Raw genomic sequence first — 13,785 nt, 5'->3', positions numbered from 1 at the left:
AATGCAGGGACATTGACGAGACCCCGCTTTCGAGCCAGAAGACCGTCTCATTCCCGCCGAAGCATCCAGCCTTCCACCAGGAACACGCATGCCAGCAAGAACAGAAAGGGACCCACCAGGGGCAGGCCGCCTTCCATCTGCGACGATTCCCTGATGTCGGAATCGCGGAGAACCGTCACCGCATAACCAGGCAGGAATTTTTTCACCTCGTCCGGTGTGAGGGTTTCGGTCACGGATTCGGTCGTGTCGATGTTGACCGTCACGGTGCCGATGTACCGCGCATCCGCCGGAAGCTGATTGACTCGCGTGCCCGAATCGCCTTCACTGCGTTCGCCCTCAGGGGATTGGGTTGACTGGTACAGGCGGTAGGGGCCGGGGGTCCAGGTGTCCTGGAACTGCAAATCCGAGTCGCCGGTTTTTTCCAAAGCAAGGATACCCCCGCCCGGTGTTACGATGTAAGCATACGGCCCGACCTCTTCCATCAGGATGGGGTGCCCCACCTTGAGATCCTGATCGGACAAACTTTCCAGGCTTTGCGCGATGTACTTCACCCAGCGTTGCACCCACGGCAAAAACGTGGGCTGGATGGGGAACTGGTTCCAGTCGCGGTCGACACTGGAGGTGAATAGCATCACCTTGCCGCGGCCGAAAGATGATTCCACCAGCGCCGGGTACTCGTTGGTGTAGCGCATAGGTACCAGAAAATCGCGGTCCGCCCGCGGTGCCACGCTGTACAGCGCATAAAAAGCCACCTGCGCCATCTGTTGCATGGATTTTCCCTGAAACGTGCGGAGCACCGGGTGCGGGTTTTCACCCCCCTGCAATCTAAAAGGTTCACTCTTCCCATCGACCTGGTTGAGTGTCTGGAGGGTAACGGGAAGCAGAATCCCCATTTTCTCATTGTAGAATTTTGCATCCACCTGGTCGCCCAGCGATATGAACAGGCCGCCTCCCCGTTTCACAAATTCCTCCAGCCTGCGTTCGTAGTCAAAGGGCAGGGACCGGACGTTGCACAAAATGACCACGGAGTACTGTTCCAGTTTGCGGTCAGGGAGTTCCGCCAGGGTCGAAACCGTAGGCTGGATGTCCGTGACGGTGGCGCGAAACGGGTTCAGGGCCTTTTCCACGTAAAACGATTCGTTCTGGTGCGATACACCGCGCGGATCGCCATCGACAATCAGAACCTGGATCTTGCGGTCGGGTTGAAACGAAAACAGCCTGCGGTTGTCCACGTTCTGTCCGTCGTCCTGGATTTCAACATAACCCTGCACGGCCTCCCTTCCCAGATATGGAAAGGAAAACGCCTTGTCCATGCGGCCGCCGGCCGGCAGGTCGATGAAATCCTCGCTTTTGGTTTGGCCGTCCACTACAAGCGCCACGCGCAATTGGGAGATGGCAATGTCCGGTTGCAGGTTGACGATGCTCGCCTCCACGCGCAGGATGCGATTGTTGGTGAGAAATTCCTGCGTCAGGTCAACGTGCTCCACCAACGCGCGGTTTTTTTCCATGCGGTGTGCGGAGAAGTCGATGACCTTGATCGGCACCGATCCGGGATCCTCCGTCAGGTTCTCCAGTTCCTTTTCCTTCCAGCCGTTACGGTCGAGGTCGGTCAGCACGAAGATTCGCCGGTTTTCCTCCTTTGCCGTGCTCAGCAGGTCATACGCTTTGGTCAAGCCCTGGCCGATACTTGTGGTCTGAAACGATGGTTTCGAAAGTTTGAGCAGTTTGACGATCTGGGCCGCATCGCCGGTCCAGTCCTGCACCACCCGGGCCGGATCGGAGGCGTAAACGAGACTGAAGGTGTTGTTGGCGGGAAGGCGTTCCAGCAAAGCCGCCGCAAACGCCACAGTCTGGTTATAGAGGGTCTGGTCCTTGGACTGGGCCGCCATGCTATAGGAGTTGTCCACGAGGATCACGTTGGCGGTCGGTTTCGACGGAAGGAACTCCTCCGGTCCGCCGAAGGAAAAGATGGGGCTCGCCAGGGCGAGGCTCAAACACGCGATCGCCAGGCAACGGAACAGCAGGAGCAGAAGCCGGTTCGGTTGCGAGCGGCGGATGCTCCGCTTCTGCACCTGCTCGAGCAGGTAAACAGCCGAGAAGGGGATCCGTTTCTGCTGGCGGCGGGTGAGCAGGTGCACCAGGATGGGCAGGGCGATGCCCAGAAGGCCCAGCAGAAACCACGGTGATAAAAACTGGAGACTCATAGTTTCAGCAGGCTTTTGCGCCGGAGCAGGTAATAACGGAGCGCCTGTTCGAGCGGCGTCGCGGTGTCCAGAAACTGGTAATCGATTCCGAGGGATGGGCAGTTGGTCTGGAAATGGCCGATGAACTCCTGCACTGCGGCCTGGTATTGTTCCCGCACGTCTGCCGGATCCAGGCCGACAGGAGGGTCGTCCTCCAGCGATTCGAACATGATGTCGCCGTCGAAAGGCAGGTGGATTTCATCTGGATGCAGAACCTGGAACAGTAAAACTTCCAGTCCGCGAGAGCACAGGAACTTCAGGGTTTTCAGGACATCGTCGTCGCGAACCAGCAGGTCGGAGACCACTATGATCATACCGCGACCCGGCAGCCGTTCTATGATGTCTCCCACCACCTGGCTGATGTGCGTTTCCCCCTGAAACTCGCAACCCGCCAGCGCATGCAGGATGTGCTGGAAATGCGACGGTTTGGATCGCGGCGGGATGTGGTTGGTCACCGACCGGTTGAACGTGAGCAGTCCCACCGCATCGAACTGCTTGAGCAGCAGGTACGAAAACGCCGCCACCAGCGTGCGCACGTACTGCGCCTTGGGCATGGCGTCCTGTTTTTTGAGCGGCGAGGCGTAGCCCATCGATCCGCTGGTATCCAACAGGATGGTGCATTTGAGGTTGGTGGACTGCTCGAACTGCTTGACGTGGTACTTGTCCGTTTTGCCGACCACCTTCCAGTCGATATGCCGGATGTCGTCGCCCGGGGTGTATGCCTTGTATTCCGCGAACTCGACGCTGGATCCCTTGTGGGGACTGCGGTGCTGCCCGGAAAGCAAACCCTCCACCAGCGTCATGGCGCGCAGGCTGAGTGATGAAATTTCCGAAAGGATTTCCGGGCGATACAGGGTTGAAGGGTCTTCGGCCATGAATGGACTCTCAGGCGGTATCAGGAGGTATATAGATACATCTTGTTTCCTATCATCTCACAGTTTCCGGATTGCGGAAATACCCCGCACGCCTTTCGGACGGAAGAAAGGCAACCGGATTTCCCTTTAATATTGTTCTTACGTGTACAGGGGTCGGTTGACAAAATACCAAGGGGGTCTACAATTGAAACCAAGTCCAAACGATTTCAGCCGCTTTGGGCGCATCCGGAAAAATCCGACCGGACCCCGGAACTTGAGCTAATATCGGGGTTCCAAAATTAACCTGAGATGTTTATACTGAAATGACGAGACCGTTCAACGATCAACCCGTTGAAGTGCTGATTGAAAAAAATTTGAGTGCCGACGGCACCTCGCTTGACCTTCATGTGAAGTACATTGGAGACGAGGGAGTCAAAACGCTGGCACAGGACCAGCGATTGAAAAACCTGAAGCAACTGAACCTGGAGAGGAATGAACTCACCGTCGAAGGGATTCGCGCGCTGGCGGAGTCGCCCGTTCTCACGCAGTTGACCTGGCTTCACCTGGAGCGCAACGATTTGGATGACCAGTCCGTTCAGCTTCTTGCGGGGTCGGCAAACTTTTCGCACCTGAAACAGTTGAATTTGTGGAAGAACAAGGTGGGACCGGAAGGAGCCAAAGCCATTGCCGAGTCCCTCCATTTGTCCGGGCTGGAGGTGCTGGACCTGGCCCAGAACCGAATCGGCGATGAGGGGGCACGCGCCCTCGCCGCGTCGATGACGCTGACGGACCTCAAGTACCTCGATCTGTTCGGCAACGGCCTGACGGAGGAGGGCCAGACGGCCATCAAACAATCGGAGACGTTCGCCAAAGTCAAAGATCTGATCCTGGCTTGAAACTCTCCGCAGGAGGGGACAAATGCATACCTGCCAAAGTGTATCGGCTCGTGGATGGGGTTCAGGTTGGATCGGAACAATTCTGCTGGGTATTGTGATTTTTGGGGGCGCGGTTCTACAGCCCGTCCCGGCACTTTCAGCCAACGTCTATGAAGAAGTGGCCCAGCGGGATTCGGATATGGAAGTGACCGATGCGTCCAAAGAGGCGCAGGAAAAACTGGATGGGGCCACAGGCGGTATCACTGGCATATTTCAGGACATCAAAAATTTCTTTGTGGATACCTGGACGGGTTTCGACAACTGGATGAAAGCCCTGTTCGGGTTCGATCGTGGCGAAGGCTCGGAGGCCTTCTTTGGCACCATCATTTACGCCTTCCTGATTCTGGTTTTTCTGTTTGTCGGCAAGTTCATCTACAATATTTTTTCCGGCCTGTTCAAGTACCGGGGTGGCCGTTCGGGAGAGCGTTGATGCCCCCATTTGGACCTGCCCGTACATGCCGAGGTCAGGGCCTGGCCGGTCTCCAGCCGCCCTCACTGAGACGCACCGCGCGATCCCCTGACTTTTTAAGAAACGCTCGTACCCGCCTCATGGCACTTTCGTAATTCTTTTCTGAAAATTGAGTGTGTCCCGGCCCCCGGTACCGCCGGGAAAAAACGGACAGTCTCTGCGCCGTGCGCAGCCGGAACCGGCTTTCGTAAAACACCGCCTCTCTCTCCGTCACCCCCGTGATGGGTGGCGTCTTCCCCACCCGCGCCAAGAGTAAATTGAGAAACGATTCGTCCGTTTCGCGTTTGAGCGGCGGCACCAGCACCGCATCGGAATGTTCCAGCATGCGATTGTCGTCGGTGACCGCAGGCGCTTTCTTCCAGATTGGATTCAACGCATCGTTCCCCGAGATGTAGAAATCCATGAAGTCGATGAAACTGTAGAGACCGATGTCCTCTGCCAGGGATTTCAGGCTCTGGTTTTGGCTCACGGCATCGAAACGCCTTTTGTCGAGTTTCAGGGGGTGCTCCGTCCCGACCAGCAGGACGATTCGGGTGAGAAAACTGTTCCAAACGGAGACGTGCGGAAATTCGGCTTGGAAAGTGCTCAATATGGCCCGGGCGTCCTCAGGTGTCACCAGGTGCAGGGGCAGCCACTGCATCATGATGCCGCCGCGTTTCAGGCGGGCTCGCGCCTCGGCGTAAAATTCCCTCGAATACAGGTTGTTCACTCCTGCCTGCACCGGCGACATGGGCTCCAGGGTGATGACGTCGTACCGGCGATCCGTCCAGCGGATGAAGCGGCGCGCATCCTGAATGTGAATATCCACATTGGGTTTGTCGAGGACGTGGTGGTTCCAGCGCTCAAACCAGTGCGCCATGCCGAGTACGTTTCGGTCGATCTCCACTCCGTCCACGCTCACCCCGGGAAACGCCGCCACGGTACCCAGGGTGTTTCCCGTGCCGAAGCACATGACCAGCGCATCTTTCGGGTCGGGATGCAACAGCATGGGAACCAGTCCCATCGCCTGCATGTAAGCACTGCCGCCAAGGGAGTCGGACGCGGTGGCGGTACTGAATCCATCCACGTACAACGTGCGTCCGCCGCTTCGCGTATCCTCCACCACACTCAACGTGGAGAAGTCGCCTTCCTCGTAGTCGAGGAGTTTCAGTTTGCCGGATGGGGTGTCGATTTCAATACGCGCCAGGTTGCCCTCACCCGGTGTGTGGGTGGAGGCCATTGGAGGAGACGCGGCCCAGACGGCTCCCAGCAGAAATGCGGCGGTGGCGTAACCCGTGACAAAGCGTTTCAGCGTTTTCCCGCAGTGCCACGTCCACGCGGTGACGGCCAGGAAGAGCAGACCGCCGAACAGGGCGAACAACGACCCCCGGATGCCGAGCAGGGGCACGAAAAGGAACGGCGTCAACACCGTACCGGCAATCGCACCCACGGTGTTCACCGCGTAGCTGTTGCCCAGCGTGCGCTCGACCGTGCCGAACAGGTTGAAGTGAATGTGTCCGGCAAGTGGAAAGATCATGCCGAAGCCGAGGGTGGGCAGGATCATCAGGCCAAAGGCAACGAGTGACCGCATCCACAGGGTGCGGACAGCGGTGGCGTCCACGTCATAAAACAGCCTGTCCAGTTCCTGAGTCCATACGGTGATGAAGTCCAATGCCGGTATGGCCAAAAGGCCCAGCGCGGCGACGGCGATCTCAACGGAAATGAATTTTGTGACCCAGTTTCCAGTGCCGAGTATTTTTTCGGCGACGAGACTGCCAAGACCGATTCCGAACAGGAACGTTGCCAGGATGATGGCGAAAGAGTAAAGGGAGTGGCCGAGCGGAAACACGAGCACGCGCGTCCATAAAATTTCGCTCGACAGCGCCACCATGCCGGAAAAGAAAAACAGAAAGAGCAGCAGCCACGCGAGACCGCGGTCGGGAGGCGATTCGGTTTTTGATTTCGCCGATCCGGATTGTTTCTGCAAGGACGGGGTGTGCTGTTTCCGGTCGGGGGTTTCATCCGCCCGCCACAACCAGCACACGGCGAATATCAAAAGATTCAGCGCCACGGCCGAGTACAGGGTGCCCTCGATTCCCAGAAAGCGGGTGCCGCCGAACTGCGTGTACAGCACGCCGCCCATGGCGCCCAGCGTATTGATGCCGTAGAGCACCGAAAGGTCGGTGAATATCCGGTCCTGCCGGTCCCCGATGCGCCAACGCCCGATCACGGGCAGCGTCGCGCCCATCATGAACGCTGCGGGGAGCATCAGCAGGGTGCAAAGCACAAACTCCCAGAAATGGAGGAGCGTGTCCGACCCCAGTGAGAGGGCCAGCAACAGCGGATAACCCATCTCGACGAGGTGCAACAGGAACGGAAACCCCAGGGCGTAGAGGCCGATGGCTCCTTCCAGTACGCCGTAAAGGCGCACCAGCCGGTCGGGTTTATCGGTGAAACGCGGAAGTATGCGTGCACCGCCCCACGCACCCATTGCAAGCCCCGCCATGAACGCGCACAGCACCGCGCTGATGGCGTACAGCGTGCCACCAATGAGAAGCGTGATCTGCTTGATCCAGAGCAGTTCGTAGGTCAGGCTGGTCCAGCCGGACAAAAACAGGCAGCCGAAAAGGATCGCGCCCCGGGATCGAATAGGATTCCAACGCATTGAAAGGATTGCCCCAAAGTAGGCAGTGATTCTCACATAATCGTTGAAGGGAGTCAACGCCGACAGCCTCACTCGGGGCAGGGCAAAAGGGCGGCGTCCCCCGTCCGGGGCTTTATTCTTGCCACCGCGCATCCGGTCTGGTAAAAACGAACGTCCCTCCTCACGGACCGGGAATCCAATCTGGCCCGGCACCTTTTGGCGGCTTCTTGCCTGCCTCGTCCCGGAGTGATACCCTTTTTCACAATCAGACATTTCCACCGCCTGGTGGGCCGATTCCGGTCGGTTTAACTTTTTTGAATTTGTAAGGAAGAATACGGATGTGGGTTTCTTTGTTTAAGAAATGGACCGTGCCTGCGGTTTTGGTGTGGATGGTTACAGCCCTGCCCGCAATGGCGCAGCCGGAATATTTTGAGGGCGATGTCACCGGCGACATGAACCTGCCGGATGTGGTGGCCCGAGTGAATGGCGTGGACCTGGAGTCCAAGTACATCCGGTTCGAGCTCAACCGCATGCTGAAGGACCGGGAAGAGGCGGTGCCGCTGGACCAGCGTGAACGCCTGGCGCTCGATATTCTTGACCGGGAGATCAACCGCGAATTGATCTACAAGGAAGGCGGAAAATCGGGGTACACCGTTGATTCCGAACTGGTGTCGGAACAGTTCAGCAAGTTGAAGGAAAACTACGAATCGGAAGAGGCTTTCCAAAAAGCGCTTAAAGCCCGTGGACTGACTGAAGCGGACATCAAGAAATCGATCGAAGTCGATCTCACCGCCAACAGCCTTCTGCGTGATCAGGTGAAAGGCAAGATCGTCATCACCGATCAGCAGGTGGAACATTTTTACGAGCAGAGGAAAAACGTGTTCCAGCGGCCGGAGGCGTACCGCGCCCAGCATATTTTTGTGCCGCTCATTCCCGTGGATGTCATTGAGGCAACCCCCATTGAGCAGTTGAAGACGGACAAGGAAAAATACATTGCCGAGGCACGCAAAAAAATTGAAACGGTTTACGAGAAGGTGAAGGCAGGTGCAGATTTTTCGGAGCTCGCACGCGCGCATTCGGAAGATATGGGCAGTGCCGAAAAGGGCGGTGACCTGGATTTCATATACAAGGGCGTGTTCGACCCGGAAATCGACGAAGCGGTCTCCAGGCTCAAAATTGGAGAGGTGAGCGGCATCGTCAAAAGCAAGTACGGATTTCATATTCTCAAACTCAATGAAACCAAACCCGCAGAAAATGTGCCGCTGGAGGAGGTCAGGTCCTCCATCCAGAATTACCTGTTCACCAGCGAGGCGGAAAAAGTGATCGCACGCTACATCGACAGCCTGCGTAAAAAAGCCGACATCCAGGTTTTCTACCAGCCCGCGGGGTGAGGAATAGCCCTTCTACGGGTCGGAAAGCCTGTGCTAGAATGTGGGCTTCTTGACAGGTAAATCTGGAATCGGCGCGGGGCAGATCCGCCAACGCCCTGCGGTCTACATAACGATCACCCAAACATTTCAAACCCTCTGGCAATTCAAGGAGTAACATCATGGCCACCTACACCAAACCGGAAGACGTTCAATCCACCGTGGAGGACGATCCGCAGGCGCGTAAGGCGCTGGAAGAGGTGTTTTCGAACACCGCCCGCTGGGATGCGGGTTTCAAGGGCTTCACCGCGGATGTGACGGTCAACATCAACGGCAAGGAAGAGAAGGGCACCGTCACCGTGAAAGGCCCGAAGGAAATCGAGCTCAGCCTCACAGACGAGAGCATGAAGGAATTCGCCTCGGAAAACCTGGCGTCCATCGCCATGCACCGCGGACCGCGCTCGTTCGATCAGTCTGACGGCAAATACAAGCTGACCTTTGGCGACGACGGCACGCATCCCATGGGCCGCGCCGTGGTCATGGGCGGAGATGGCATGAGTTCGTTCTACCGCATCAAGGAAGGCCGTATCCGGCAGATCAACCGCAAAACGCCGCACGTTGTGTTTTCGATCAACATCGAAGACAGTGTTAAGAACGAGGAAGACAAGTTCCTGACCCGCAACTACACGGTTTACTATTTCAATCCGAAGGACAACTCGATCAAGAACGTCGAGAGTTACACCGACGACTACACCCGTGTTGGCAATTACGACCTGCCGCAACGGCGCCGGGTGATCGACGTGCAGAACAGCGAGGTGGTGGTCAGCACCATGACCCTGGAAAACCACAAGGCGCTGTAATCGTTTTTTACCGAAACGTAAAAACCCGGTGGGGGATGTCCCCGCCGGGTTTTTTTTATGGTTTAAGGGCTTTGGGGGGTCAGGCCTTTGCCGCCAGCACGGCGTCTTCGCACCGTGTGCCCGCAGGCACGGTGACTCCATCGCCCAGGACCGACCGGGTCACCTGCGCATCCGCCTCCAGTGTGACGCCCTGCCAGCAGATCGTGTTGTCCACGGTCACGTTTTCCCCGATCACACAGCCGTCGGCCAATACCGTGTACGGACCCAGCCGCGCGCTTGCGGCGATGGTGCAGTCGTTGCCGATGTGCAACGGCGGGATGATCGTGGCGCGGCCGGGATCGGCGGACGCCTCCGGCAGTCGCCAGCGTGCCGTTCCGTCCAGAAGGTCGCGGTGGACGCGGTGGTAGCTGGCCGGCTGGCCTATATCGATCCAGTAGTCCTCGTGAATGTAGCCATATACCGGCAGGCCCTCTTCGATCATCTGCGGAAACACGTCGGTGGTGGTGCCGGAGAACACGCCCTCCGCCATGTAATCGAAGACCCGCGGGTCCATGATCTGGATGCCGGTGAAAGTGTAGCGGTGATCCGTTTCCGGCGTGCTTTTGGACGGCACGCCGGGCATGTGCACGATGCGTCCGCCGTCGTCGATTTGGATGGGGTCGCAGGTTTCCGGCGAGTCGCCTTCCTTGAGCACCAGCGTCAGTACCGCTTTTTTTTCTTCATGGAACGCCCGCACGCGCGTGAGGTCGATGTCGGCGAACACATCAGAGTTCATCACCAGAAACGGCGCACCGTCCAGGAACTTCTGTGCTTTCTTGATACCTCCGGCGGTGCCGAGGATGGCTTCCTCTTTCGACCAGTTGATGTGCACGCCGAAGCCGCCACCCTCGCGGAAATACGCGGTCACTTGGTCCGGCAGGTGGTGCAGGTTGATGGTCAGGTCGTTGATGCCCTGACCGCGCAGGAGTTCGAGGGTGTGTTCCAGCATGGGTCGGTTCATCACCGGAACCATGGGTTTCGGGGTATGGAGGGTGAGCGGTCTCAGCCGCGTGCCGAAGCCCGCCGCCAGGATCATCGCCTTCATGATGGCCCGGCCAGCGCCTTCAGTGATTCGGTGTACGGGGGACGCGCGATGCCGCGTTCGGTGATGATGGCGGTGACGAACTCGTTCGGCGTCACGTCGAACGCCGGGTGCGAGGCGTCCACGCCTTCCGGTGCGATGCGTTGCTTGTTCAGCGTCACCACTTCCTCCGCACTGCGTTCCTCGATGGGGATGGCGTCGCCGGAAGCCAGCGTGAGATCGAGCGTCGAGACCGGTGCGGCGACGTAGAACGGGATGCCGTGCTGGCGCGCCATCACCGCCACCATGTAGGTGCCGATCTTGTTGGCGACGTCGCCGTTGGCGGCAATGCGGTCGGCCCCCACCACCACCACGTCGATCTCTTTCTTTTTCATGAAATGTCCGCACATGTTGTCGGTGATGAGTTTGACCGGGATGTTGTCTTCCTTGAGTTCCCACGCCGTCAGCCGCGCGCCCTGCAGGAATGGCCTCGTTTCGTTGGCGAGCACGCGCACGTTCTTGCCCGCGTTCACCGCCGCGCGCACCACGCCGAGTGCGGTGCCGAATCCCGCCGTCGCCAGCGCTCCGGCGTTGCAGTGGGTGAGGATGGTGCTGTTGTCCTCAATGAGCGACTGGCCGAAGCCGCCCATCTTTTCGTTGGTGGCGATGTCTTCGTGGTAGACCGCCATTGCTTCCTGCTTAAGCCGTTGCTTGAGGTCGGAGACGGACAGGTGGCTGTGTGCTTTGGTCACTGTCAGCATGCGGTCGATGGCCCATTTCAGGTTCACCGCCGTCGGTCGCGCCTGTCCCAGCCGTTCGCATTGTTGTTCCAGTTGAGCGAGAAACGCGTTGAAATCGGCGGCATCGGTGGCGTTGGCACCGAGGCTGATGCCCATGGCCGCGGCCACGCCGATGGCCGGTGCACCGCGGATGATCATGCCGCGGATGGCCTCGCCGACGTCTTCTATCGTTTTGCAGTCCACAAAAACGGTTTCAGCGGGCAGTCGGGTCTGGTCGATCATCCTGACCACCCCGTCGAGATATTCAATTGTTTTGACCATGTTGAAAACCAGTATGAGTGAATGAAATCAGGTCAGGTGCGGTTTCAGTTTTTCGTGGAACGCCGTTTCATCCATGCCGTTCACCTGGATCACCTTGTTGCGGGAGGTGGAACCGCTGACGATGGACAGCATTGACGGAGCCATGCCCAGTGTTTTTCCCAGCAGTTTCAGGCAGGCTTTATTCGCCGCGCCTTCCACCGGTGGTGACGTGAGCCGGATCTTCAACGCTCCGTCATGAACTCCCACGATTTCGTTTCGCGCCGCCCGGGGTTGAATCGTAACAGAAAACGTGAGGCCGTGGTCATTCTTTTTGACGGGAAGGGACATGGGAAAGACCCTGTAGGCGGCCAGTCAGGCTCACTTCAAATGGATTCGGTGCGCCGCCGGGGTCACTGCAATTGCATGGCCAGCATGCGGAGCGACGTCACCAGGAACTCCTGCAGGAACACGATGCCGAGCAGGATGATGATCGGCGAAAAATCGATACCCATGCCGCCGCCCATGCCGATCCAGTTGCGCACGCGGTTCATCAGGGGATCGGTCATCGCGTGCAGGAACTGCACGATGGGGTTGTAGGGATCGGGATTCACCCACGACAGCAGTGCGCGGATGATGACGATCCACATGTACAGGTTGAGCGCGATGCCCAACACGGTGGCGGTGGCGTTGATGAATTCGGCTAGAATAAACACGGACGGATGAAGTGGTTCCCGGTTGCCGGCAGGCGGTAAACGGGCGGAGAAAATTACAGTTTCGGTTTCGTTGTCAACCTGACTTAACCTATCTGAAAACCCCTGTCATGTCAACACGACCCGTGTTTCGGCACTTTTCCCTTTTCAGGCAAATCCGAAAACGTTTATAGTGGATTCGCCAACCGCATGACGCGAATTATTAGGGATGGAAAGTCATGGATAAAAGCAAACGCGCCCGCGTGAAAGAACTGCTGACAAAGGGCGAGCCGCGCGACGACGTCATTGTCGAAGGGTGGGTGAAAACCCGCCGCGATTCCAAGGGCGGCTTTTCGTTTCTGGAGGTCAACGACGGCTCCTGCCAGAAAAACATCCAGGCCATCGTCGATCACTCGCTCGACGCGTACAAACAAAACGAAAAGAAACTCCATACCGGAAGCTGTGTCGGGGTGCGCGGCAAGCTGGTTGCCTCTCAGGGCAAGGGGCAGTCGGTGGAAATCCAGGCCGGCGAGCTGTGGGTGTACGGCGGCGCTGACCCGGAAACCTATCCCCTCCAGAAGAAATACCATTCGCTGGAGTTCCTGCGCGAGATCGCCCACCTGCGGCCTCGCACCAACACCATCGGCGCGGTCATGCGGGTGAGAAACCGACTTGCGTTTTCCATCCACCGCTTCTTCCAGGACCATGGCTTCGTGTACCTGCACACGCCGATCATCACCACCAGCGACTGCGAGGGCGCGGGCGAGATGTTCCAGGTGACGACCCTCGACCTCAACCAGGTGCCCAAGGACAACGGGCAGGTGAACTACGGCGAGGATTTTTTCGGGCGCAAGGCCAACCTCACGGTCAGCGGTCAACTGGAAGGCGAGATCTACGCCATGGCGCTGTCGCTCATCTACACCTTCGGGCCGACGTTCCGGGCGGAAAATTCCAACACCAGCCGGCACCTCGCGGAGTTCTGGATGGTGGAACCGGAGATGGCGTTCTACGACCTGGATGACGACATGGACCTCGCGGAAAAATTCATCCAGTACCTGTTCAAGGACGTGCTGGAGGAATGCTCCGAGGACCTGGAGTTTTTCAACAGCCGCATCGACAAGCACCTGATCGAAACACTGACGCACGTGGCGGAAAACCGGTTCGAACGCATTCCGTATTCTGACGCCGTTCACCTGCTGGAGAAGAGCAATGAAAAGTTCACCTACTCGGTGGAGTGGGGTTGCAACCTGCAGGCGGAGCACGAGAGGTACCTCGCCGAAAAGCATTTCAAGAAGCCGGTGATCATTTACAACTACCCGGAGTCGATCAAGCCGTTTTACATGAAACTCAACGACGACGGCGAGACGGTGCGTGCGATGGACGTTCTATTGCCGAGACTGGGCGAGATCATCGGCGGCAGCCAGCGCGAGGACGACCTGGATACGCTGCAGAGACGTATAAAGGAAAAGGGACTCGATCCGGAGGAATACTGGTGGTACCTGGACCTGCGGCGCTTTGGCAGTGCGCCGCACAGCGGTTTCGGGCTTGGATTCGAGCGGCTCGTGCAGTTCGTCAGCGGCGTCGAGAACATCCGCGATGTCATACCCTTTCCCCGTACCCCCAAGCATGCCGGGTTTTGACGTCC

At 58.0% G+C, this 13,785-nt stretch carries 12 protein-coding genes; 5 read left to right on the top strand and 7 right to left on the bottom strand.

From position 1 onward, the window contains the following. Positions 1-47: 47 nt before the first annotated feature. Together ACTRXA_RS10745 and ACTRXA_RS10740 are read right to left on the bottom strand one after the other, a co-directional pair. Positions 48-2,204, bottom strand: a complete 2,157-nt coding sequence (locus ACTRXA_RS10745) for a BatA domain-containing protein (protein WP_442427190.1) — start codon at positions 2,202-2,204, stop codon at positions 48-50. Continuing rightward, complete coding sequence (locus ACTRXA_RS10740; protein WP_442427189.1) at positions 2,201-3,118, bottom strand: DUF58 domain-containing protein; 918 nt, start codon at positions 3,116-3,118, stop codon at positions 2,201-2,203. Before ACTRXA_RS10740 ends, ACTRXA_RS10745 begins: the two co-directional genes overlap by 4 nt. 302 nt (positions 3,119-3,420) lie before the next feature. Between ACTRXA_RS10740 and ACTRXA_RS10735 the strand changes: the two genes are divergently transcribed. Next, positions 3,421-3,993 carry a hypothetical protein gene (locus ACTRXA_RS10735; protein WP_442427188.1) on the top strand — a complete coding sequence of 191 codons (573 nt, stop codon included), beginning with the start codon at positions 3,421-3,423 and terminating at the stop codon, positions 3,991-3,993. 178 nt (positions 3,994-4,171) lie between these two features. Further along, complete coding sequence (locus ACTRXA_RS10730) at positions 4,172-4,462, top strand: hypothetical protein (RefSeq protein ID WP_442427187.1); 291 nt, start codon at positions 4,172-4,174, stop codon at positions 4,460-4,462. Between the two features lie 34 nt (positions 4,463-4,496). On the opposite strand, the gene ACTRXA_RS10725 is transcribed toward ACTRXA_RS10730, so the two are convergent. Next, the gene (locus tag ACTRXA_RS10725) at positions 4,497-7,145 is read right to left on the bottom strand and encodes a fused MFS/spermidine synthase (protein WP_442427186.1); all 2,649 of its coding nucleotides are present in this window, start codon (positions 7,143-7,145) and stop codon (positions 4,497-4,499) included. A gap of 317 nt (positions 7,146-7,462) precedes the next feature. Here ACTRXA_RS10725 and ACTRXA_RS10720 point away from each other — a divergent pair, with 317 nt between their 5' ends. After that, complete coding sequence (locus ACTRXA_RS10720; protein ID WP_442427185.1) at positions 7,463-8,515, top strand: peptidylprolyl isomerase; 1,053 nt, start codon at positions 7,463-7,465, stop codon at positions 8,513-8,515. 158 nt (positions 8,516-8,673) lie between these two features. Then, the gene (locus ACTRXA_RS10715; RefSeq protein WP_442427184.1) at positions 8,674-9,351 is read left to right on the top strand and encodes a DUF3386 family protein; all 678 of its coding nucleotides are present in this window, start codon (positions 8,674-8,676) and stop codon (positions 9,349-9,351) included. A 79-nt stretch (positions 9,352-9,430) separates the two neighbouring features. On the opposite strand, the gene ACTRXA_RS10710 is transcribed toward ACTRXA_RS10715, so the two are convergent. The 4 genes from ACTRXA_RS10710 to ACTRXA_RS10695 all read right to left on the bottom strand — a co-directional run bounded on the left by ACTRXA_RS10710 (position 9,431) and on the right by ACTRXA_RS10695 (position 12,164). Further along, positions 9,431-10,435 carry a sugar phosphate nucleotidyltransferase gene (locus tag ACTRXA_RS10710; RefSeq protein WP_442427183.1) on the bottom strand — a complete coding sequence of 335 codons (1,005 nt, stop codon included), beginning with the start codon at positions 10,433-10,435 and terminating at the stop codon, positions 9,431-9,433. Next, entirely contained in the window at positions 10,432-11,472 is a 1,041-nt protein-coding gene (gene mtnA / locus ACTRXA_RS10705) for an S-methyl-5-thioribose-1-phosphate isomerase (RefSeq protein ID WP_442427182.1), read from the bottom strand. Before mtnA ends, ACTRXA_RS10710 begins: the two co-directional genes overlap by 4 nt. 27 nt (positions 11,473-11,499) lie before the next feature. Further along, the gene (locus ACTRXA_RS10700) at positions 11,500-11,799 is read right to left on the bottom strand and encodes a DUF167 domain-containing protein (RefSeq protein ID WP_442427181.1); all 300 of its coding nucleotides are present in this window, start codon (positions 11,797-11,799) and stop codon (positions 11,500-11,502) included. A gap of 62 nt (positions 11,800-11,861) precedes the next feature. Further along, positions 11,862-12,164 carry a YggT family protein gene (locus tag ACTRXA_RS10695; protein WP_005005617.1) on the bottom strand — a complete coding sequence of 101 codons (303 nt, stop codon included), beginning with the start codon at positions 12,162-12,164 and terminating at the stop codon, positions 11,862-11,864. 215 nt (positions 12,165-12,379) lie between these two features. On the opposite strand from ACTRXA_RS10695, the gene asnS reads away from it, so the two are divergent. Then, a complete protein-coding gene (asnS, locus tag ACTRXA_RS10690; RefSeq protein ID WP_442427180.1) occupies positions 12,380-13,780 on the top strand; it encodes an asparagine--tRNA ligase in 1,401 nt (466 codons plus the stop codon). Positions 13,781-13,785 lie beyond the last annotated feature (5 nt).

The organism is Nitrospina sp. P1_D6 (genome assembly GCF_052156615.1).
Lineage (GTDB): Bacteria > Nitrospinota > Nitrospinia > Nitrospinales > Nitrospinaceae > Nitrospina.
Note: the sequence above shows the minus strand (reverse complement) of the source record. Positions and strands in the feature narration are given on the sequence as shown.

Bases quoted from the DNA above. Each gene is read 5' to 3' on its own strand.
- mtnA (WP_442427182.1), bottom strand. From the start codon at position 11,472: ATGGTCAAAACAATTGAATATCTCGACGGGGTGGTCAGGATGATCGAC.
- asnS (WP_442427180.1), top strand. From the start codon at position 12,380: ATGGATAAAAGCAAACGCGCCCGCGTGAAAGAACTGCTGACAAAGGGC.
- ACTRXA_RS10740 (WP_442427189.1), bottom strand. From the start codon at position 3,118: ATGGCCGAAGACCCTTCAACCCTGTATCGCCCGGAAATCCTTTCGGAA.
- ACTRXA_RS10715 (WP_442427184.1), top strand. From the start codon at position 8,674: ATGGCCACCTACACCAAACCGGAAGACGTTCAATCCACCGTGGAGGAC.
- ACTRXA_RS10745 (WP_442427190.1), bottom strand. From the start codon at position 2,204: ATGAGTCTCCAGTTTTTATCACCGTGGTTTCTGCTGGGCCTTCTGGGC.
- ACTRXA_RS10710 (WP_442427183.1), bottom strand. From the start codon at position 10,435: ATGAAGGCGATGATCCTGGCGGCGGGCTTCGGCACGCGGCTGAGACCG.
- ACTRXA_RS10735 (WP_442427188.1), top strand. From the start codon at position 3,421: ATGACGAGACCGTTCAACGATCAACCCGTTGAAGTGCTGATTGAAAAA.
- ACTRXA_RS10730 (WP_442427187.1), top strand. From the start codon at position 4,172: ATGGAAGTGACCGATGCGTCCAAAGAGGCGCAGGAAAAACTGGATGGG.
- ACTRXA_RS10725 (WP_442427186.1), bottom strand. From the start codon at position 7,145: ATGCGTTGGAATCCTATTCGATCCCGGGGCGCGATCCTTTTCGGCTGC.
- ACTRXA_RS10700 (WP_442427181.1), bottom strand. From the start codon at position 11,799: ATGTCCCTTCCCGTCAAAAAGAATGACCACGGCCTCACGTTTTCTGTT.
- ACTRXA_RS10720 (WP_442427185.1), top strand. From the start codon at position 7,463: ATGTGGGTTTCTTTGTTTAAGAAATGGACCGTGCCTGCGGTTTTGGTG.